A 20,453-nucleotide genomic window follows, 5' to 3' on the forward strand; every position below is an offset into this window, starting at 1 on the left:
TCCCCACCCCATCATCCCTTATCTACGCCGAATCTAGGCGAAGGATTCGCTATGTCTGAGACCGTAAGCAAAGTCGAAACGGACCGAGAGATTCTCCAGGAAGCGCAAGCGAAAGGGGCTGGAGCCACGCTGGGTGCCTGGGTTCGACTTTCAGGACCTGGTTGGTTGCAAAGTGCAATCACCCTGGGTGGCGGCTCGTTGTCCGGCGCGCTCTTCATGGGGATCTTGGGTGGATATAGTCTTCTGTGGCTGCAACTGGTGGCCATTATTTGCGGCGTGGTGATGCTTTCGGCAATTAGCTACGTCACCTTGTCGACTGGCAAGCGGCCTTTCCGTCAGATCAATGCTCACATCAATCCGGTGCTTGGCTGGGGTTGGATCGTAGCCACCGTCGCGGCCAATATGATCTTCCTGATGCCGCAGTTCGGTCTCTGCTACGCTGCGCTGAATAAGAATCTCGCACCTGGTTTGGTGGGCGATTCGATGGAAGCGAAGGCAACCGTTTCGTTATTGTTGCTGGTTGCCGGTGGCGTACTCGTGTTTATGAATTCCCGGCCAGGGCTGGCGACAAAGATTTTCGACATCCTTCTAAAGGCCATGATCGGTGTGATCGTGATTTGCTTCTTTGGAGTTGTCGTCAAGCTGGGCATGTCCGGCGAAGCGTTCTCGTGGTCGGAAGTCTTCGCGGGGTTCATCCCTGACTTTTCCGCAGCAACCGAGCCAACCGGGCAGCTAGGTGACATCGCTGCCGAAGTTCAAGAAACGTATCGTGGTTTTTGGACCGATCGAATCGTTGCTGACCAACGTGCCGCGATGATTGGTGCAGCTGCGACGGCGGTTGGCATCAACATGACCTTCCTGCTCCCGTACTCGATGCTGGCCCGCGGATGGGACAAGACATTCCGAGGTCTGGCACGATTCGACCTTTCCACGGGTATGGCGATTCCTTACATCCTGGTGACGAGCTGCGTCGTGATTGCTTCGGCCGCGGCGTTTCATGCCAAGGTCGATGCCGATTTCCTTTCGACCTCGCCAGAGACGATGGCCAAGAGTCCCATCTACGGTGGTGCTGAGAAAACGCTGGCGTTGCGCGTCGTCAAGTTTGACAAGGACAGCTTAAATGTCCCGCAGGAATATTTGGATGAGGCCAAGGGCGAGGACGGCAACGTCGATGACGCCAAGCTCTCAGGTATTTTGCTCAGTGCCAAGTATGCACCGCTGAAGCAAGCGATTGCCGACGTTCCTGAAAACGAAAAGAAACTTGCTGCGTCGTTGGTCAAACGCAGCGAGTTTCTCCTGTCGGAATCGTTGGCACCCCTGCTTGGCGGTGAAATGGCCCGCTGGGTATTTGGAATCGGTATCTTCGGTATGGGTTTCTCGACGATCATCATTTTGATGATGATCAACGGCTACGCGTTCACCGAAATGCTCAACACTAAGCCGAACGGAGCGGCCCACGTAATCGGCTGTTTGATTGCCGGGCTTTCCGGTGCATCGTGGTTTATTCTTTGGGACGGTCCTGCCAAAACCTGGCTGGCAATTCTCGTCTCCAGCTTTGCTGTGATGTTCCTGCCGATCGCCTACGTGACGTTCTTCATGATGATGAACAGCAAGAAAATCTTGGGCGATGACAAGCCAAAGGGGCTTAGCTGGATTATCTGGAACGTCCTGATGGTCATCTCGGTCATTGGGGCCATTGCAGCTGCCGTGGTGTCCCTCACGGACAAAGTTACCAACCCTGGTACTCCCTTTGCTCAGAAGGCCGTCGTCTTGACGGTGGTTATCGGGTACCTGATCCTATTTGTAGGCGGATTCTTCCTCCGTAGCGGCAAAGACGACGACGATCCTATCGATGCCGATGCGGCAGAAACTGCCTAGAATGGAAACTTCGCCAGGCTCTTTCGGTAATTTTGAAGGAGCCTCGCTTCAGGCATATCAACAACAGGGACGGTGCGATGGAAAAGCGAACGGTCTTGCAGGCACGCTCGGCAGATTCGATAGGGCAACAGGTTTGTCTTGAGGGTTGGGTTCGTACGCGGCGTGACTCGAAGGGGGGCTTTAGCTTCATCGAGTTGAATGACGGCAGCTGTCTCGCGAACATCCAGGTCGTTGCTGACAATCAGCTGTCCAATTATGAAAGCGAAGTGAAGCACCTGACGCCTGGTTGTTCGATTCGCGTGGTGGGCGAAGTCAAAGAATCTCAGGGGAAAGGTCAAGCCACGGAAGTCCAGGCCAGCGAAGTCTTCCTCTATGGGACGGCGGACGCCGAAACTTATCCGCTGCAGAAGAAGCGGCACACGTTCGAGAAGCTCCGCGAATGGGCCCACCTGCGAACTCGGTCAAATACCTTTGGCAGCGTGTTTCGGGTGCGGAACCGGGTGTCGTATTCGATTCATCAGTTCTTTCAGGAACGCGGTTACCTATACGTGAACACGCCGATTATTACTGCTTCCGACTGCGAAGGGGCTGGCGAGATGTTTCGCGTAACGACGCTCGACGTGGAAAAGCCTCCGATGGTCGATGGTAAGGTCGACTTCAGCAAAGACTTCTTCGCTCGGCCAGCCTATCTGACCGTGAGCGGCCAGCTGGAAGGCGAGATCTTCGCGACGTCGCTGGGCAAGGTTTATACGTTCGGGCCGACCTTCCGCGCAGAAAACTCGAATACCAGCCGGCATTTGGCTGAGTTTTGGATGGTTGAGCCAGAGATCGCGTTTGCCGACCTGGAAGAGAACATGGAGGTTGCCGAGGCCTTCCTGAAGCGAATCTTCCGCGACGTCATGAATGACTGTGCCGAAGACATGGCATTCTTTAACGAGCGGATCGCACCGGGAATTCTGGATACGCTTCAATCAATCGTCGATAGCGAGTTCCTGCGGTGCAGCTATACCGATGCGATCGATATCCTGGAGAAATCGGGGCAGGAGTTTGAATACCGCGTGAGCTGGGGTGTGGATCTTCAGTCGGAGCACGAGCGATTCCTGACCGAGCAGCATTTCAAGCGACCGGTCATTCTTCACGACTATCCGCGGACCATTAAACCGTTTTACATGCGTTGCAATGACGATGGTAAGACGGTTCGAGCCATGGATGTGCTGGTACCTCAGGTAGGTGAGATTATCGGGGGAAGCCAGCGTGAAGAACGCCTGGATGTGCTTGAAAGCCGCATGAAAGAGCAGGCCCTCAATCCTGAAGAGTACTGGTGGTATCTGGACTTACGTCGATATGGCACCGTTCCGCACTCTGGTTTTGGACTTGGCCTGGAACGCGTTCTACAGTTTATTACGGGCATGGGGAATATCCGGGATGTGATTCCGTTCCCTCGTACCCCTGGCTGGGCCGAGTTTTAAGCTTTCGGTTCCCCTGTGTCATTTTCCATTTAGGATTCGAGATATGATCCGTCGCCTGATGTTCGTCGCGTTGAGCGTAATGGGAACGCTTTCGTTTGCCGCGATCGGCTATGCCGTTGACCTGCAAGAATTGAAGAAGGAGGTCGCTGACGGCAAGGCGGTCCTGCTCGATGTTCGCGAAGAAGTGGAATGGAAGAAAGCTCATCTCAGCCAAGCGGATCTCGTACCACTTTCGACGATCGCCACCGACAAGCATGCGAAGAAGGCGATCGAGAAGTACACCAAAGATCCTGAGATGAAAATCTATACGTACTGTCGCTCGGGCCGTCGCTCGGTTTTGGCGGCCGACATGTTCAAGCGTGTAGATGCCAAGGTGGTGGCAATCACCCAGTCGTACAAAGATTTGGTCGAGGCAGGTTTCAAAGAAACCAAAGACACCGACCCAAAACTTGATCCGCCGATTCAGATGAACTAAGTGCGGAACTGAAAGTAAAACAACAGGCCGGCGATCGTCTTGCCATCGGCGATCCGCCCGTCCTGAATCATGGCCTTGGCTTCTTCGAGGGTCACAACGTGATTCTCGATCTCTTCCCCTTCTTCGCGAGCCGGGGCGTGCATGGTGAGACCGGTTGCCAGGTACATGTACATTTTCTCGTCCATCACGCCTGGCGATGGATAATAAGCCGATAATAGCTCGATCTTATCGGCGCGGTAGCCTGTCTCTTCTTCCAACTCGCGGCCGGCGGTGATCTCTGGAGGTTCATTCGGTTCGAGTGTTCCGGCAGGCAGTTCCAAGAGGGTCTGCTCAACGGCAATGCGATAGTTCTTGATCAGACAAACGTGGTCATCATCGACCAGAGGAAGAATGACAGCGGCACCAGGATGGCGCATGACATCGCGCGGACGCTCTCCTTGCCAGACACGCTCGATATTGAAACGAACACCTTCAAAAACGGTCTCTGGCGATTTCATGATGACACCCCTCGTCGGCTACGCTTTTTGTAAGTCAGTTCCGCTTCATTGTCATGCGTATTCGTTCTATCCGAAAGAGGAGAGAATCAACCGTCCACTTCGTCATTGGCAAGTTCGATCTGCCTGCCCACGGGAAACGGCGACTCTCCTTTGCCCAGATAGTACAGACCATGAAACATCGCGTTGAACAGTAGGACACCGACCAATGACGCCAGCAATGCGAAGCCGGTAACTTGCTCGTGAATCAATGTCCACACAAACTGTCCTATGCAAAGTAGCGACACGATGATCAGCGTCGGGGTTCGGCTAATCAGGTTGACGACGATGGCTCCGAATGGAGCTCCGAGTGCGACAATCGGGGCCGCCGCCAGCCAGTAGAAAAAGACCTGAGGATCGATGGCGTAGGTATCTGGCCGAACCTGTGACAGCGCGATATTCGACGCGATGCCAACAAGCGACGTGAACGCCATCAGGATTACGGAAGTCGGAATGGCCGTTTTCAAGTCTTCCCGGTAAAGCAACACGAGCATTGCGTAGATCATCATGTCGATGCCAACGCCCGTAATCGAGGAGGCAATCCCTCCTGTGACCCCGATGGCGATGCCAATCGAAAAGTCGAAAAGCGAACCTTGATCCGAGGCTCCCTGATTGGAGGTCAGCTCACGTATCTTCACCAAGTGCAGGATGCCGAAGCTGGCCCAGATCACACCGAAGATCAGCTTGACCCACAAGTCAGGCACATACGGAGCGATCAACGCCGCACCCATCGGCGTTCCGGCAAACGCACCCAACAGGGCAGGGCGGAGCAGTCGCCAATCTACCGGGCGATGCGTGGAAAGGATGTAGATGGTCGCCGACGTCATTCCGATCGACTGGATCGCCAAGCCAAAGTTTCTGCCCAAAGAGCCTGGCAGGTCAAACAGCAGAACCAAGACGGGAAAGGCCACCGTTCCTCCTCCCATGGGGGTCGAACCGGCAACGTATGAGCCGACCGACATCGTCAGCGCGATGGGCCAGTGAGAGAGAACTGTTGGCCAGTATTCACCCACGGTCACGATCGTCAGCCATACGCTGTAGAACGCGAATAGCCAGGCAATAAACGGCCAGATTCGTGGCCAGGTACGGACGGGAGGAAGTCCCATCAAGGTCGAGTCCAGGGCAAAAAAGAACGGAAAGCGAATTTCGGTCATTGGAGGCGTTGAAACAACACTTGTCAAGACATGTGTTGGCGTCTTCGACCAAGCTACGGGAATCACAATGGCGAAGTTTAGTGCCGGCTGGTAGACTTTATTGAGTAGAAATCACCGTCCGAAAGTGGCTTTTTGCCAATGCTCGTTCGGTACCGAGTTAGCTGAATCACGCTTGGCGGATGGGATTCAGTCGCTAAGCAAACGCGCAACGTGAAAAAGCGAACGTGGTAACACATCATCTCGATCCGGATCATCCGCCACCGGAACGCAAACAGCCCCTTTCTGGGCCCATCCGCAAGATGGCCACTGGTGCCGCACTGTTTGTGGCAATCTGCGTCGTGGCCGTGTTTGGCTACGTGGCACACGGTTGGCGTTTGGACGATGCCATTTACATGGTCGTCATCACGATCTTTGGCGTCGGTTATGGCGAAGTCCAACCGGTCGAATCCACTGCCCTGCGTGCGTTGACCATCATGGTGATCATCGCTGGCTACGGGGCCGTCATTTACACGGTCGGCGGGTTCATGCAAATGGTAGTGGATGGAGAACTTCAAAAGGCCTTGGGAGCGCGACGCATGCACATGGAAATCGATCGATTGAAAAACCACACCATTATCTGTGGTGTGGGCCGAATGGGCTCGATCCTGGCCCGTGAACTGGCTGCCAAAGGCAAATCGTTTGTCGTGATCGACACCGATGAGCGACGGTTGAACTCGGCCCAGGAGTTAGGCTATCTCTTCATCAACGGTGATGCGACCGACGAGCATGTACTCGAGCAAGCCGGTATCAAACAGGCCTCAGTTCTCGCTTCCGTTTTGTCGGAAGATGCCACCAACGTGTTCGTATCGGTGACGGCCCGCGGGATGAATCCCGACATCATGATCATTGCCCGAGGTGAAAATCCAAAGACAGAGAAGAAGCTCATCGGATGCGGGGCCAATAAGGTTGTTTTGCCGACTGCCATTGGCGCGAAGAAACTTGCTCAGATGATCATCCGCCCGTCAGCTGAAAACATGCTCGAGCAGTTGACAACCCAAGGGGATATGAACGACGAGCTAGATCGAATCGGGCTTCGTTTCGACGAGCTAACCGTCGCTGACGGTTCCTCGCTAGTCAACAAGACGATTAGCAATATCGAGCTGCGAAGCAACCATGGCTTTTTGATCGTTGGTCTTCGCCGCAAGGATGGCACCACCATGCTGAATCCTCCGGCAGAAACGGTGCTGGTTACCGGCGACATTGTGATCGTCTTAGGCCACTCGAACGATATCCCGCAGCTTGCCGAACGGTTCTGTGCCACGCGAGGAAAGGTCACCTACCGTGGCGTCACGGTCGATTCGTAGGCAGGTGCATGATGCGATTGGAGGTTCGCCAGGCAAAACGGGAAGAGTTTCCGGTGCTATGGCGGTTGTTTCACGACACGGTACATCACGTCAACAGGCAGGATTACACGCCAGAACAATTGGCAGCCTGGGCACCGGATGAGGTCGATCTCTCGCGATGGGCATTGCGGATGGAAGGGATTGACCCGCTGGTAGTAACAGCTGAAGCACAGATCGTTGGATTTTCTGATCTTCAGTCGGATGGTCTGGTCTACATGTTCTATGTTCACCACCTATGGCAGCGAAAAGGTGTCGGGAGCACGCTCTTCACTGAAATACACCGCAAAGCAGAGCAGATCAATTTGCGCGAACTTCACTCACATGTCAGTATCACGGCTCGGCCATTCTTTGAAGTGCACGGCTTCGAATTCGTCACATCTCAGGTGGTCACGATCAACGGCATCACACTGCAAAACTATCTCATGCAAAAGACGCTTTCTCTCTAGCGGGACGATTTGAGATAGCCGCTTAGCGTCTCGATATTCTTCGCGAATGTCTCGCTGGAAATGTACTGGTCGCCAGGATGAAATCGTTGATCGCCAACCAGTTTCTGGTCTTTGAATGTCGTAATCCAACGCCCCTGGTCATCCATGCTTTCAAGAATGCCCTGAACTTGATCCGCGGAAACCTTCTTGCTGGTGCCCGTAGATTTGGGCGAATTAACCAGCTTGCGATATTCATTCTTGAGCTTCTCGAGCTTCTGGCTGGTCTTCCAGCCGTAATGGTCCGGGAGGTTCTTGTCGTCGTAAGTGAGAAAGTAATCCTTGCCGTTACGATTCATGTACAAGGGGCGGTTCGATTCCAATTCGTAGTAACGTGCCAATTGTCCGTCGGGGAGGATTGATGCTTCGAGGTAATTCACCGCCTTGGGAACGGGCTCCAGGTACTTCTTGTCACGCGTTACCTCGAAGATGGTCAGTAGGGTTTCAATCGCGTCTTGCGATTCCCGGCCGGCAACCGCGGCTGGCTCGAACCTGCGTGCCCAGATCGGATTCATGTCGTAGTTGTACTGCTGAGCCCAGGCTGGCTGTGGACTTGGCAATTGCGCCAGGATCAGGAAGTCTCCCAGTTTCTTAAGTGCCGATAGGTAGCGATCGTCCCCATAGGTTTCATGGGCTTCCACCAAGACCGCAGCGACACTGCCTGCCAGACCGTCGTTCAAGGTGTACATGTCCCAGTAGTTCTTAATGCGTCCCTCGGTCTTCCAGTCGTACTTCGGAAAGCTGGCCTGCTGGATCGGCAGCGATTGATCAACGGGGCCGGTCCAGACCTGGGGGAATGCTCCATTGGCAAACTGAGCCGCCAGTAAGGCATCGAGCGCGGTTGTTACTGCTTCGTGAATTGTTTCATTTTTGAAGTCGTAAGCCTTATCCAATCGCACCAGAAAACGAATGGCCGATTGCGTTTGATCGTCGTCCAGCGAAGTGTTGTTCTTGCCGCGACCTTTCCCGTTTCGGTATTGAGCCGTACGTTGTCCCTTGGGATCGAAGTCGATGCAGTTGGTCCATCCGCCCGATTGCAGTTGGCCATAGATGAGTGCTTCGGCCGTTTCCGTTGCCGCATCCAAGTAATAAGCATCGGTCGTGGCGTGATAAGCTTCGAGGTAGGCCATGCCCACCGTCGGCGTGCCGGGGGGTTGAACCCAGATTTGATCGGGCGAAGCAGTTCCTTCTCCGTAACGCTTGGAGAGATCAGGACTGTAGAAGTAGACATAGCCACCGTGAACCGCGACCTGATCGTGGTAATAGGTTGCCGCCTTTTTCATGGCCACCAATACTTCTGCGGCGGTGGGATCACCATCAGCTGCGGAAAGTGGACTAATCAGCAGACAGATACATAGCAGAAACGCCGCAGCGGCACGGTTGGTGGCAGGCATGTTTGATTCTCGAGCGAGAGTTAGGGGAGAAGTTCAGCCCCAAAAATACTCTCCCCGAGACCGATAGGCAAGAGTTTAACAAGCGGAGTGCCTATAGCATCGCAGCTCCTAACAGCGGAATACTGCAGATGACAATGAGCAGGATCCAACCGACGAGTTGAAGCATGACTCCAGGCGTTGCTTCGGCCATGGAATGAGCACGCCCCTCGCTTGAAAGACGAAATACGCGATCACAGTATTCCGGCCAGAATATGACCGAGAGCGGCAACAACAGAAAGAACGCATGTGATACGACCGACTCAATGTTTGAACTCATGAAGAAGTGAACAACGAGGGAGACGCCCGCCACGGTGCACGCTACGATCCGCCCCTTATCCCAGGCGATCACGCTATATACTCCTAAGTTTGTGCAAACGAGAAATGACCTTAAGTGAAATCTTAAGGTCATTCGTCGCAGTGAATCGAATATTGGGTTATTGCTCGCCCATCGACTTAACGGCTTGCTTCATCTCGTCCATGCTGACATCTCGTTGAGGTGTCGCGAAGGACCAGCTGTGCCCAAACGGGTCGATGATCGCTCCGTAACGATCTCCCCAAAACATATCCGTTGCAGGCATCTTGATCGTGGCCCCTGCGGCTACTGCTTGAGCCATGGCGGCGTCGCAGTCGGGAACGTATCGGTGAATGGTCACCGGTGTCCCGCCCAGCGATTTGGGTGATTGTGATTTCCCCTCGCAGTATTCGGGAAAGTCGTCGGCCATGAAGAAGGTCGCGCCATCGATGGTCATTTGCACGTGCATGAACTTGTCGCCGGCTTCGGTAGACAAGCGGAACGTTTCTTCCGCCGAGAACGCCTTCTTATAAAACTCGATTGCATCCGAACAGGGATCACAAACCAAGTGTGGTATGAAGCCATGAAGTTCCGGTGGGATAGGATGATTCATTGTGTACCTTTCGTTGAATTTTCTTGGTCGATCGTAGGAGTGGCTATTTAGAGGTTAAGCATCGTCATAGGCGGTTTGCAGCGCGACGACATCCAGCTTTTGCATCTGCCGCATGGCGGCTATCACCATTTGAGCTTTGTCTCGATTGGCATCGCTGATCAAACGTTGCAGAAGAGTTGGGACAATCTGCCAGGAAACGCCGAATTTGTCCTTCAGCCAACCGCACTGCGATTGCTCGCCACCTTCCGAGAGACGGGCCCAGTAGTGGTCCACTTCTTCTGCCGTTTCACAGTTGACGACAAAAGAAACGGCTTCGCTGAATGTAAAGTGAGGTCCGCCATTGAGGGCCACGAACTTCTGTCCTTGAAGTTCAAACTCTATCGTCATGATCGAACCTTCCGGCCCTGGTCCAACTTCGCCGTACCTTGCGTGGGTCAAGATGCGTGAGTCTTCGAAGATCGAAAGGTAGAAGTTAACGGCTTGCTCGGCCTGATCGTTGAACCAGAGAAAAGGGGTAATGCTCGGCATGAAATCGATTCTCCCAGGTTAATAGTGATGCCTGTTTGAGGAGTAGTCGATTTCGAGGTGTGCCGTTCGACACTTGGCTTCCAAAAAAGTTCAAACCACGGCCGCTTTGACACAATTGATCGGTGGCAGCGAGTCGAAGACGCATTTCCACTCATCACCGCCATCATGCCCCATCCAGAGTTGTCCGGTGGTTGTCCCGAAATAGATCGCCGGACTCGCAAGCGTATCGGTTGTCATGGCGTCATGCAGAACGGTGAAGTAACCGTCCTTTTTGGGCAAACCTTTGGATAGCTTCTTCCATTTCTTGCCCCCGGTTGTGCTTCGCCAGACGGCCGGCTTTCCCTCTGGGCAGGTACGCGTCATGGGTTCCAGCGGAACGACATAGATGGTATCGGGGTCGTGGGGATGAACTAGGATGGGAAAGCCAAAGTCTGAGGGTAAGCCTTCGGCAATCGACTGCCAGGTATGACCGAAATCGTCACTACGCAACACGCCGATGCCAGGGCGTTCCGGCCAACCGCCATGGTTTTGCATGTACAGGCGCCCCGGGGCATCAGGGTGTCGGGCAATCTTGTGCACGCATTGGCCGAACTCGGGGTACGGATTGGGATCGAAGCCAGCTCCCACTCCTTCATTTGCCGCATTGAACGTTTGTCCACCATCTTCGCTCAGGTAATGCCCGCCAGTGGAGATACCCAAGTGAATGCGATCTCCGTCACGCACAATCGTATGCAGGCACAAGCCGCCAGCGCCGGGGTGCCAGTCTTTCGAGTGCTTATGGTTGCTGATGCCTGCGACCATCTCCCACGTGTTTCCGCCGTCTTCGCTTCGAAACAAAGAGGCTGGCTCGACGCCGGCCCATAGGTCTTTGCTGTCGGATCCTGGTTCGAGGGACCAGATGTTCGCCAGGGCACGACCATCTTTTTCAGGGAAGGCAGGCGCTGACTTGGTTTCCTTGAATTTCTTACCCAGATCGGTTGAGGCCAGTACCTTCATGCCAAACCAGGCATTACAGCTCGAAGCATAGATTCGTGTCGATTTACGCGTGTCGATCAAAGCGGAATAGACGGCCACACCAGAGCCGAATGGTCCTCGTAAGGAGAACCGACCTCGCGATTTACTGGCCTCGGCAACGAACAGTCCCTTCTTGGTACCAATGCACAAAACGACGCGATCAGCCATCTTCAGCCTCCCGATACAGCGGTCATGATGAAAAGAAGATCCCCTGGCTCTAACTTTGTTTCGAGTCCGTCCTTTCGATGAATGAGCGACTCGTTGACAAACAGATTGATGTGCCTGCGAACGGTGCCCGTCTCATCGCAGATATTGCGATAGAGTTTCGGCTGACGGTCTTTCAACGCGACCAGCGTTTGCTGGACCGTAGCAGCGGAAACCTCCAATTCGGACTTTCCCCCGCACTCGTGACGGAGTACATAGGGGACTTGGACGGAAATGGACATAGTGCGAAGAGCCAAAGAGGGTAAACGCTTCTGGAAGAGAGGACTCGGTACGGACAGAGCATCCCCCGAATGCTAGTCGAAGGGGAGTCAGCAGATTCGACCCAAGCCTGGAAAAAAGTTTAGGAGACGGGACAGGTCAAATAAAGCTTTTGTTTCCAAGGGAATGCGAGAACGCGTGGATGGGTCTAATTTTCAGGAAAGTTGTGATTTATTCTATGTATCCAAGCTTGCTTGTCGTAAGATAAATCTCATAAATCCCTTCTTTTTAGCCATTCCTCTATAGGCCCTACGACTATGCCACGTTCTTCGTGTCGCTTTGGATTCACCCTGGTGGAACTTTTGGTTGTGATCGCCATTATTGGCATTCTGATCGCCCTGCTGCTTCCGGCCGTGCAAATGGCCCGTGAGTCAGCACGTCGGACTGAATGCGTAAATCACCTGAAGCAGCTCGGGCTCGCCTTCCATAACCATCACGACATCCTGCAGAAGTTTCCGCATGGCGGCATTAACGCTACCGACGGTGACCCATGTTGCTCCGGAGAGCACAACGATAGAACCCAGTGGAGCTGGCCCTATCAAATTCTTCCGTACATCGAGCAGAACAACCTGTACGACAATACCGACTACAACCAGGTCTATAAGACTGCGGTCGAGATGTACTACTGTCCTAGTCGCCGAAGTGCTCAAGGTTACGGTGGTTCAGCCCATGCCCGGATCGATTACGCTGCTAACGCCGGGACGGATAATGAAGGAGATAACGGAGTAACACGTCGTGCAGATCGGTCTCGAACCGCATTTCAAGACATTGTCGATGGCACGTCAAACACGGTCCTCGTAGGAGAAAAACAAACCGATCGGTCCTACGATGCCGGGTGCTGCGACGACAACGAGAATCCCTACAATCCCGGCTGGGAAGTCGACATCTATCGCCTGGGCAATTCTCCTCCTGACCACGACCGAAATCACCCCGAGACCGTTCTCGGTACCGACTCGAACTCCAACCTCTTTGGGTCGGCCCACCCCGCTGGTATCAACGTGGCTTTGGTGGACGGATCAGTCCGGTTTATTAGCTATACGTGCGATGGAGAAATGTTCCGTCGCCTGTGTGTCGTTGATGACGGCTTGGTGATCAGCTTCGATGCTCTTTAATTTTGTGGAAGCCGCGAACCACACCCCCGAAAATGTGACTAGATTTATATCGAAATCATGGACTACCCCGCATTGTCAATTCTGGACCATGTGGGTATGATCGTAAGTCCTCGGGATGTAGCGCAGTCTGGCTAGCGCATCTGCTTTGGGAGCAGAGGGTCGTAGGTTCGAATCCTATCATCCCGACTACAGCTAAAAGCGGCCCGTCGTTTCATTTACGACGGGCCGCTTTTTTTGTATCTGCGCATAAAAAATGGGAGCCGTTGGCTCCCATTCCTTTTCACGGAAGAGCGATCTGGGCTTCTAAGCAGCCCGGCGATCTTCGTCGCCATCGGCGAGTAGGTACTCGTTTAGGCGATCGAACTCGTCCGCATTCTTAAAGTGGATGACAATTTTGCCTCCCTTGGTCGACTGCTTGATGTCGACCTTGGTGCCCAGGGCCATCCGCAAGTCTTCCTCCAGGGCAACAACCTGTTGCGACTTGCTGCGTGAGCCCTTCTTGGCAGGCGTGGTCGGTGCCGCAGGTTCTTCCCCGTTGAGGTAGTCCTGCACGGCCTGTTCGGTGGCTCGGACGCTCCAGCCTTCGGTGCCGATCCGGCTGGCGAATTCGCTTTGGATCTGTTCTTCTCCCAGCGGCAATAGTGCGCGGGCATGCCCTTGCGAGATCTCTCCGTTGTGCAGGGCCGACTTCACGGTATCGGGCAGATCCAACAGGCGGACCAGGTTGGCGATTGTGCTACGGTCAACCTTGATGCGGTCGGCCAGTTCACTCTGGGTGGCATCGTGCTGTTCCAGGTATCGCTGGAAGCTGATCGCCTTTTCCAGTGGGTTGAGGTCCTGACGCTGCAGGTTCTCGACAATCGCCAATTCGGCTACCAACCGATCGTCCGCTTCTCGGATGAGTGCTGGAATCGAATCCCATCCGGCTATGCCTGCTGCACGCAAACGGCGTTCGCCACTGATCAGTTGGAAGCGATCACCAATCTGACGCACGACGATCGGCTGAAGGATGTCATGCTCCTTCAAGCTTTCGGCCAGGGAGGCTATCTCAGCGTCGTCGAAGTTGTGCCGGGGTTGGAATGGATTGCGATCGATCAAGTCGAGCGAGATCCGAGACGCGTCTGACTTCCGCGAGGCTTCTTCCGTGAAGTCCGATTCGGCCAAGCGAGGACGAAACGGAACCGTTTCGACGGCTTCCTCGCGCAATTCTACTTCCGCTGCTTCGTCGGTTGGGTCTCCCAACAGCGCGGCCAGTCCCCGTCCCAATCGCTTTTGTCTAGTCAAGGTCTAAAACCTCCATGCACAATTCCATATGAGCACGTGCCCCGCGACTGCGAGGTGCGTGGGTAATAACTGATTGCCCAAAGCTAGGTGCTTCGGAAACCCAGTGATCCCGGGGGACCACCGTATCGAAAACGATGTCGCCAAAGAACTCACGTACTTCCTGTTCGACCTCGTGGGTCAGTTCCAGGGTTGGGTCGTACATCGTAAGCACGATCCCACCGAACTCGAGCTTGCCAGGCGGACGACGCATGACATCCCGGATGACCTTGATCATCTGCGTCAGTCCCTCCATCGCGAAGTACTCGGCCTGGATTGGCATGAGGACTTCCGTCGAAGCGGCCAAGGCGGTTTGCGTGATCGCACCGACCGAAGGGGGACAGTCGATCAGAACATAGTCGAACTGATTCATGCCTGATTCGAGGTGATTGGTGAGCACGGCCGAAGTGGATTTCTCGCCCCCGGCCAAACGCTCTACGTCCTCGAAACTGCGGCTACCGGGAACCAGGAAGAGGCTCTCAACTTTGGTTTCCAGGATCGAGTCCACCAGCGGCTGATCTGAGACAAGCGGATGACGTTCGGTCGGCTTCTGCCCGACGCCAGTCGTCGCATTGCATTGAGGGTCGAGATCGACCAGCAGCGTGCGCATCTCGGCCATAGCCAAGCCAGCGGCCAGGTTGATGGCCGTAGTGGTCTTGCCGACGCCACCCTTCTGGTTGGCGATGCACAGGATGCGAGCCATGATGCCTCAATGCAGTTGCGAGTCGAAAATCCGTTTTCGAGGTGAGGATTTTAGACGCGAATGCAAAAACGAGGAAACGGCACTTTGCCAATTAGAAGGCTCGTTTCACGTGAAACATTTGCCCTTAGCTTACGTGTTTCACGTGAAACACCCAGATTACGGATTCCGGAAACGATGAGTATCCGCGCTAATTGCGGCAATCGATTCTGTTTCACGTGAAACGCATTGCTAAGAAAACGGGTGGATGACTAGCCCACAGGCAGGTTTCGGCTGTACGAGAATGTCCTGGCTGAACCCGACGTTGCGGTGCATCATGTCCTGATACTGGGCCATGGTCACGGGGCGGAGTAGGGCGGCTAGTGGAATGGTCTGACCAGATCCGCCATCGAGCATCGAGATCAAATTATCGACGGAGCCGACAAAGGTCTCTTGGGCATTGGCTGTCTCGAGCAACTCCGTCAGGACGAGCCATTCCCAAAGCATGCCGTCTAGTTCCCTCCAGGCGTCGTCTCTTTCTGGAGTAACCTCTTCCATCTTCAGCTGACCATCGGCAGTCAATTTCAGGCAAACCCATGTGCGGTCTGCCGCGCAGTAGATCCCAAAATTCCCGAGCTCGCTGCTGGTCTGAAGTTCTTCCCATAGTTCACTTGCCGCTTGTGGGCCATTGCCGAGAACTTGGCAGTCGAAGTGCACCCCCAGACGCTCGATGAGTTGGTCGGATGTCAGCGAAGGAGCATCATGTGCAAGGGGAAACAGCAGGCGCACGTCGAAGCCCGGTTCGCCCATTTCAAAGAACGCGGTCAGCATGAAGTTGGCCGGATGTTGTGCGGGCAGTTCATCTTGTTGAGCCAGTTCGTATCGATGAAGCCCTGCGGCGGTGAACTCATTCGGGCTTGCGAAATGAAGTTTTCGGTGAGCCATCTTCTCGCGTAGCGTCCCTATCAAATTGTGATCGGTCACTGGCCACAGATTATGGGTTACTTCGGAATCGTCCTTCGCGATCAGAGGAGTGGCCGTGGCAATGTGGTTCTCCAGGACTTGCTGGATCGAAATGCCCGGATCGGCATACAGACATGTCTGCGGGCAAACTTCGGCCTGGATCGCTCGGCGGCGATCGAGACTTGCTGCCGAGTCTTCATTGAGGAAGACGGACAGTGCCTCGTACTGCTCCCGGTCGATCTCAGGCACGTCGAGACCTGCCAGAAAACCTCGCCGCGTGACACGCTGTCCGTTCCAATCAAACTCCTGGTGATAGACGTAGATCGCTGGGTCTGGCTCACGCTGAAGCACGCCTTGCCGCTGCCAGTCGGTCAGAAACCGCTTGGCTCGCGAATAACGATTGTTCAGTTCATCATCCCCAGGCTCTTCTCGGTTGGTCAGAACACGTACGATGTTGGCTGGGTGACGCTTATACAACTCGTCGATCTGATCGGGATTGAGCTTGTCGGCAGGCGGCGCGATGACGTCCGCCAGGGCACCAATATGCCCCAGATCGTACCGCAGTCCGTGAATGGCTCGAATGTCTGGCATAGTTCGATTTGGCTAGTTAGGGGAAGTTTCACGTGAAACAGACTACTTCGTTTCATCCGAAAAGTCCAAGCGGTGGACATCGTCTGTAGAAATACGCGAAACGAACTGTGCAAAATAAAAAAGGGACTCGCCACATGAGCGAGCCCCTTTTACATTGCTCTTTAGTCTCAGCCAAAACTGGCCCCGCTTAATTAATAGCGGTAGTGATCTGGCTTGAATGGGCCTTCGACTGGCACGCCGATGTAGTCGGCTTGAGCTTGGGTCATCTTGGTCATCTTCACCCCCAGCTTTTCCAAGTGCAGGCGAGCCACTTCTTCGTCCAAGCTCTTCGGCAGAACGTGAACGCCTAGTGGGTAAGCTTCGGCATTCTTCCACAGTTCGATCTGAGCCAGCACCTGGTTGGTGAACGAGGCGGACATCACGAACGATGGGTGACCCGTAGCACAGCCGAGGTTCACCAGGCGGCCTTCGGCCAGGATCAGAATGCTATGACCATCGGGGAACGTATAGCGATCGACCGGACCACCTTCTTGCGACGATGGTTTGATCGATTCCTTGCTAACGTCCTTACGGCCGTTCAACCAAGCCATGTCGATTTCGAGATCGAAGTGACCGATGTTGCACACGATCGCGTCGTTCTTCATGCGATCCATGTGCTCGCCGGTGATGATGTCACGGTTCCCAGTGGTGGTAACGAAGATATCTGCTCGATCGCAGCAATCTTCCATCGTGCACACTTCGTAACCTTCCATCGCGGCTTGCAGGGCGATGATCGGATCGATTTCGGTGATGATCACGCGAGCACCGAAACCACGCATCGATTGGGCACAGCCCTTACCGACGTCGCCGTAACCGGCTACGACAACGATTTTACCAGCGACCATAACGTCGGTGGCACGCTTGATACCGTCGGCCAGCGATTCGCGGCAACCGTACAGGTTGTCGAACTTGCTCTTGGTGACCGAGTCGTTGACGTTGATGGCAGGCGTCTTGAGTTCGCCCTTCTGGTGCATCTGGTACAAACGGTGAACGCCTGTGGTCGTTTCTTCCGACAGACCCTTGATGCCGTCCAGCAATTCCGGGAACTTGTTGTGAACCATGGCGGTCAAGTCACCACCATCGTCCAGGATCAGGTTCAGCGGTTCGCCACTGGGGAAGAAGATGGTCTGTTCGATGCACCAATCGAATTCTTCTTCGGTCATGCCTTTCCAGGCATAGACCGGGATACCGGCTTCGGCCATGGCGGCAGCGGCGTGATCTTGTGTGGAGAAGATGTTACAGCTGCTCCAGGTCACTTCGGCACCCAGTTCGACGAGCGTTTCGATCAGAACAGCCGTCTGGATGGTCATGTGAAGACAGCCAGCGATTCGTGCTCCGGCGAGAGGTTTCTCGTCACGGTATTTCTCACGAAGGGCCATCAAGCCGGGCATTTCGACTTCGGCCAGTTTGATTTCTTGACGTCCACGCTTCGCGAGGGAGATGTCCTTGACCTTGTACGGAAGCTTTTCGACCTGGGACACTATGAACTCCACCTTGTTTTGGAGGGACCGGGGGATGAGCCTATCGCGATACTCCACTCCAGTGGGTCGCCGTCAGGCCCATAAAGTACGCAAAACATTGCGCCGCAATTAATCTGTTATGATAAAGTGCTGGCACTCTTTAGCAACCCGGGATGAGGGTCGCAGCGTAACGCGAAATCTCGGGTAACAGCGGGGAAAGTCGTGCGATTTCAAGAGATACGTCGCACCCGTCACTTCTCCCACGCAGGTTATTCTTTGGGAAGCTCCCCAAAGGCTTTGCGGGCAGCCGAGACGAACGCCTCGACCTTGGCAATATCTTTGATGCCAGGCTGTCCCGGATTCTCAACTCCACCGGCCACATCGACCGCGGATGGTTGAACGGCTCGGATCGCCTCTGCAACATTCTCCGGGGTCAAACCCCCAGCTAGCACTAAGTGTTTCAGGTGAGGCATCGTGCGCCAGGTGGCCGCCAAATCCCAATTGGAAAGGTGTCCTGTCCCGCCAAAGGAACCCGGGACGGCCGCATCCATCAGAAGAGCCTGAGGATGAAAGTCATCCGGCAGGGTGGCCCAGCGAACAAGTGAACCGCGGCTGGCCGCCAAGATGGGAACGCCAGTCGACTGATAGATTGACTGAGCGAACTCGACCGATTCGTCTCCGTGCAACTGGATCCAGTTGAAACCGACACGTTCGTGGGCTTGTTCGATCTCGGTTTGCGATGCGTTCACAAACAACCCGACGATTTGAACTTCTCCCCGGACCGTGTTTGCAATTTTTACGGCGGTTTTCATTTCCACACAGCGTTTGCTCTGGGGAAAGAAGTTCAGGCCGATCGCATCGGCCCCGCTATGCGAGACTGCCACGGCGTTCTCGAAATCGTTCAAACCACAGATCTTAATGCGGAATATGTCAGGGACAGGCATGATCGACGAAGTCCGTATATTCGTTAACCGCCTCGCTAGACGGAATATTCTTCCTCGCGATACCGATGCAAGGTAGATAGCGGTGATGTCAGGAGGACACACGGTTCTCCTTGCCTCTATTTTACAGCATCCTTTGCTCAAGGTGACCCGTTGGTGTCCATGTCGCAGCCACGCTACACGCCCCCCCGATCTCGCCGCGGAGGCCTTTGGGTCTGGTACCGCGCATTGGTGGTGATTGTGGCCGTCGTTCTAGTCGGCTTGCCGTGGTGCCGCTCGGGCAGTTCTGGATTCGTGGCCCAAGGCCAAGCAACGATTCTTTCGGATTCTCGAGAACCAGAAGCCCACGCCCACTTACAACCGCTGGTCGAAGACATTCTGAAAGCAGCAACAACCGACGAGTTGCTTACTCAATACCTTTCCCAAGACGAACAACTGCGACGTGATCTTCACGTCGTCGATGACAAGGATGCCCTGGAAATTCTTCGCCGCCGCTTGGAAGTAACCCCCAATCGCGTTGGCGGCCAGGTTACACTCCGCTTGAATTATTACGGAGATGACCGCGAGGCTTGTTCACGTTTGTTGTCTCGAATCCTGCAAGATTTCGATCGCGAGTTCAATGACTGGAAGCGAGAAAAAGTAGCGGCTATCGAAGACACTTACGTCGACCAACTCAAGAACACGGAAAAAGCGATCGCGGCCATGGACGTGGAACTTCGTGGTCTCGAAGTTGCTCGACCGGGCGATATGCCGCCGGCCCCGGTCGATACGCCTTTGCCGCGAAATCCCGCTTGGGTTCAGACCCGGCAGCAGCTTGAGGATGCCCAGTCGCGTTTGAAAGGATTGTTACAAACGCGGACACCGCGGCACCCGGTTGTCTTAGATCAGCAGAAGAAGCTTGAGCAACTCGAAGCGCAGTTCGCATCTTTGCCTGAGTACGATTCAAAGCCGCAAACGCCAGTGCCTATGTCGGATCGCGAGAAACAAGCTGAGCAGTACGAGCAGCGGATTGCTACGCTCAGTTCTGAGCGAGAAGAGAGTCAGAAGCGACTCGACGCCCTTAAGCTGCGACAAAAAGATGCCGCCAAGGCATTGGGCTTTTTGAACGGCATCACGATGCAACCCTCCGGTGACATCGAGATCTCGTCGATTGGTGGAGTGTGGCGACCGACGTCCCTACTGGTGCTTGGTGGGTGGGCCATATTTACAGGTCTGATTGCATTCCAGATGGCGGCGAGTTCGGTACGTCCGGTCATGATTACCTCGACGCATAAACTTGCGACAGCGACTCCGATCCCCGTGGCTGGCACGGTGACACTTACCGAAGGAGTTCAGCCGGGTGGTCGAGGTCAGTGGCAATTTGGTCGGGCATCATTTCTGCTGACAAGGCTCGCCGAATTGACGATCGTGACTGTGATTGGGCTAGTGGTGCTAGCGACCCAGACGCAACCTGAATTCAGTCTCTTGTTGCGAGACGATCCACTGGCTGCAGTTCGCGAATTGCTTCGCAGTCTAATTCCAGCGTAGTCGTAAGAGCGGCTTGCTTATCCCTCCGTTTGGAGAATGACGACTAAGAATGCCGATGAAAAGAAAGGCTGCATTCTCGAGTGAT

The 20,453-nt window shown here is 54.5% G+C and carries 20 protein-coding genes and 1 tRNA gene; 8 read left to right on the top strand and 13 right to left on the bottom strand.

All coding sequences use genetic code 11. The features are described from left to right. Positions 1–51: 51 nt before the first annotated feature. The 3 genes from PSR63_RS16765 to PSR63_RS16775 all read left to right on the top strand — a co-directional run bounded on the left by PSR63_RS16765 (position 52) and on the right by PSR63_RS16775 (position 3,822). On the top strand, positions 52–1,878 hold the full coding sequence (locus tag PSR63_RS16765; RefSeq protein ID WP_274326829.1) for a divalent metal cation transporter: 1,827 nt from the start codon (positions 52–54) through the stop codon (positions 1,876–1,878). Positions 1,879–1,955: 77 nt separating this feature from the next. Then, positions 1,956–3,347, top strand: coding sequence for an asparagine--tRNA ligase (gene asnS, locus PSR63_RS16770; protein ID WP_274326830.1), 1,392 nt, complete (start codon positions 1,956–1,958; stop codon positions 3,345–3,347). 43 nt (positions 3,348–3,390) lie between these two features. After that, positions 3,391–3,822: a rhodanese-like domain-containing protein gene (locus tag PSR63_RS16775; RefSeq protein WP_274326831.1), complete on the top strand. Its 432-nt coding sequence runs from the start codon at positions 3,391–3,393 to the stop codon at positions 3,820–3,822. Here PSR63_RS16775 and PSR63_RS16780 read toward each other — a convergent pair. Continuing rightward, a complete protein-coding gene (locus PSR63_RS16780; RefSeq protein WP_274326832.1) occupies positions 3,819–4,319 on the bottom strand; it encodes an NUDIX hydrolase in 501 nt (166 codons plus the stop codon). The two genes, PSR63_RS16775 and PSR63_RS16780, sit on opposite strands and share 4 nt — an antisense overlap. A gap of 86 nt (positions 4,320–4,405) precedes the next feature. Continuing rightward, a complete protein-coding gene (locus tag PSR63_RS16785) occupies positions 4,406–5,509 on the bottom strand; it encodes a sulfite exporter TauE/SafE family protein (protein ID WP_274326833.1) in 1,104 nt (367 codons plus the stop codon). A 224-nt stretch (positions 5,510–5,733) separates the two neighbouring features. Here PSR63_RS16785 and PSR63_RS16790 point away from each other — a divergent pair, with 224 nt between their 5' ends. Further along, entirely contained in the window at positions 5,734–6,852 is a 1,119-nt protein-coding gene (locus tag PSR63_RS16790; protein WP_274326834.1) for a potassium channel family protein, read from the top strand. A gap of 8 nt (positions 6,853–6,860) precedes the next feature. Beyond that, positions 6,861–7,337, top strand: coding sequence for a GNAT family N-acetyltransferase (locus PSR63_RS16795; RefSeq protein ID WP_274326835.1), 477 nt, complete (start codon positions 6,861–6,863; stop codon positions 7,335–7,337). On the opposite strand, the gene PSR63_RS16800 is transcribed toward PSR63_RS16795, so the two are convergent. The 6 genes from PSR63_RS16800 to PSR63_RS16825 all read right to left on the bottom strand — a co-directional run bounded on the left by PSR63_RS16800 (position 7,334) and on the right by PSR63_RS16825 (position 11,699). Further along, a complete protein-coding gene (locus PSR63_RS16800; protein ID WP_274326836.1) occupies positions 7,334–8,767 on the bottom strand; it encodes a pectate lyase in 1,434 nt (477 codons plus the stop codon). The genes PSR63_RS16795 and PSR63_RS16800 overlap by 4 nt on opposite strands. A gap of 91 nt (positions 8,768–8,858) precedes the next feature. Continuing rightward, positions 8,859–9,155 carry a hypothetical protein gene (locus PSR63_RS16805; RefSeq protein ID WP_274326837.1) on the bottom strand — a complete coding sequence of 99 codons (297 nt, stop codon included), beginning with the start codon at positions 9,153–9,155 and terminating at the stop codon, positions 8,859–8,861. An 85-nt stretch (positions 9,156–9,240) separates the two neighbouring features. Then, positions 9,241–9,711 (bottom strand): VOC family protein, encoded by a 471-nt coding sequence (locus PSR63_RS16810; protein ID WP_274326838.1) that lies wholly within the window; start codon positions 9,709–9,711, stop codon positions 9,241–9,243. Between the two features lie 54 nt (positions 9,712–9,765). Further along, positions 9,766–10,239 carry a VOC family protein gene (locus tag PSR63_RS16815; protein WP_274326839.1) on the bottom strand — a complete coding sequence of 158 codons (474 nt, stop codon included), beginning with the start codon at positions 10,237–10,239 and terminating at the stop codon, positions 9,766–9,768. A 90-nt stretch (positions 10,240–10,329) separates the two neighbouring features. Continuing rightward, a complete protein-coding gene (locus PSR63_RS16820) occupies positions 10,330–11,421 on the bottom strand; it encodes a WD40/YVTN/BNR-like repeat-containing protein (protein WP_274326840.1) in 1,092 nt (363 codons plus the stop codon). A 2-nt stretch (positions 11,422–11,423) separates the two neighbouring features. Then, complete coding sequence (locus PSR63_RS16825) at positions 11,424–11,699, bottom strand: MoaD/ThiS family protein (protein ID WP_274326841.1); 276 nt, start codon at positions 11,697–11,699, stop codon at positions 11,424–11,426. Positions 11,700–11,993: 294 nt separating this feature from the next. Between PSR63_RS16825 and PSR63_RS16830 the strand changes: the two genes are divergently transcribed. Then, positions 11,994–12,848: a DUF1559 domain-containing protein gene (locus PSR63_RS16830; RefSeq protein ID WP_274326842.1), complete on the top strand. Its 855-nt coding sequence runs from the start codon at positions 11,994–11,996 to the stop codon at positions 12,846–12,848. Between the two features lie 111 nt (positions 12,849–12,959). Next, positions 12,960–13,034, top strand: a tRNA-Pro gene (locus PSR63_RS16835). Between the two features lie 117 nt (positions 13,035–13,151). Here PSR63_RS16835 and PSR63_RS16840 read toward each other — a convergent pair. The 5 genes from PSR63_RS16840 to PSR63_RS16860 form a co-directional block, all read right to left on the bottom strand. After that, the gene (locus PSR63_RS16840) at positions 13,152–14,132 is read right to left on the bottom strand and encodes a ParB/RepB/Spo0J family partition protein (RefSeq protein WP_274326843.1); all 981 of its coding nucleotides are present in this window, start codon (positions 14,130–14,132) and stop codon (positions 13,152–13,154) included. Continuing rightward, positions 14,125–14,871, bottom strand: a complete 747-nt coding sequence (locus PSR63_RS16845) for a ParA family protein (protein WP_274326844.1) — start codon at positions 14,869–14,871, stop codon at positions 14,125–14,127. The genes PSR63_RS16840 and PSR63_RS16845 overlap by 8 nt, the downstream gene beginning before the upstream one ends. 228 nt (positions 14,872–15,099) lie before the next feature. Continuing rightward, positions 15,100–16,401, bottom strand: coding sequence for a DUF1015 domain-containing protein (locus tag PSR63_RS16850; protein WP_274326845.1), 1,302 nt, complete (start codon positions 16,399–16,401; stop codon positions 15,100–15,102). A 191-nt stretch (positions 16,402–16,592) separates the two neighbouring features. After that, positions 16,593–17,921 (bottom strand): adenosylhomocysteinase, encoded by a 1,329-nt coding sequence (ahcY, locus tag PSR63_RS16855; protein ID WP_274326846.1) that lies wholly within the window; start codon positions 17,919–17,921, stop codon positions 16,593–16,595. Positions 17,922–18,169: 248 nt separating this feature from the next. After that, positions 18,170–18,844: a phosphoribosylanthranilate isomerase gene (locus PSR63_RS16860; protein ID WP_274326847.1), complete on the bottom strand. Its 675-nt coding sequence runs from the start codon at positions 18,842–18,844 to the stop codon at positions 18,170–18,172. A gap of 159 nt (positions 18,845–19,003) precedes the next feature. Between PSR63_RS16860 and PSR63_RS16865 the strand changes: the two genes are divergently transcribed. Next, complete coding sequence (locus PSR63_RS16865) at positions 19,004–20,368, top strand: hypothetical protein (RefSeq protein ID WP_274326848.1); 1,365 nt, start codon at positions 19,004–19,006, stop codon at positions 20,366–20,368. The last annotated feature ends 85 nt before the right edge of the window (positions 20,369–20,453 follow it).

This window comes from Bremerella sp. P1 (assembly GCF_028748185.1).
Classification (GTDB): domain Bacteria; phylum Planctomycetota; class Planctomycetia; order Pirellulales; family Pirellulaceae; genus Bremerella.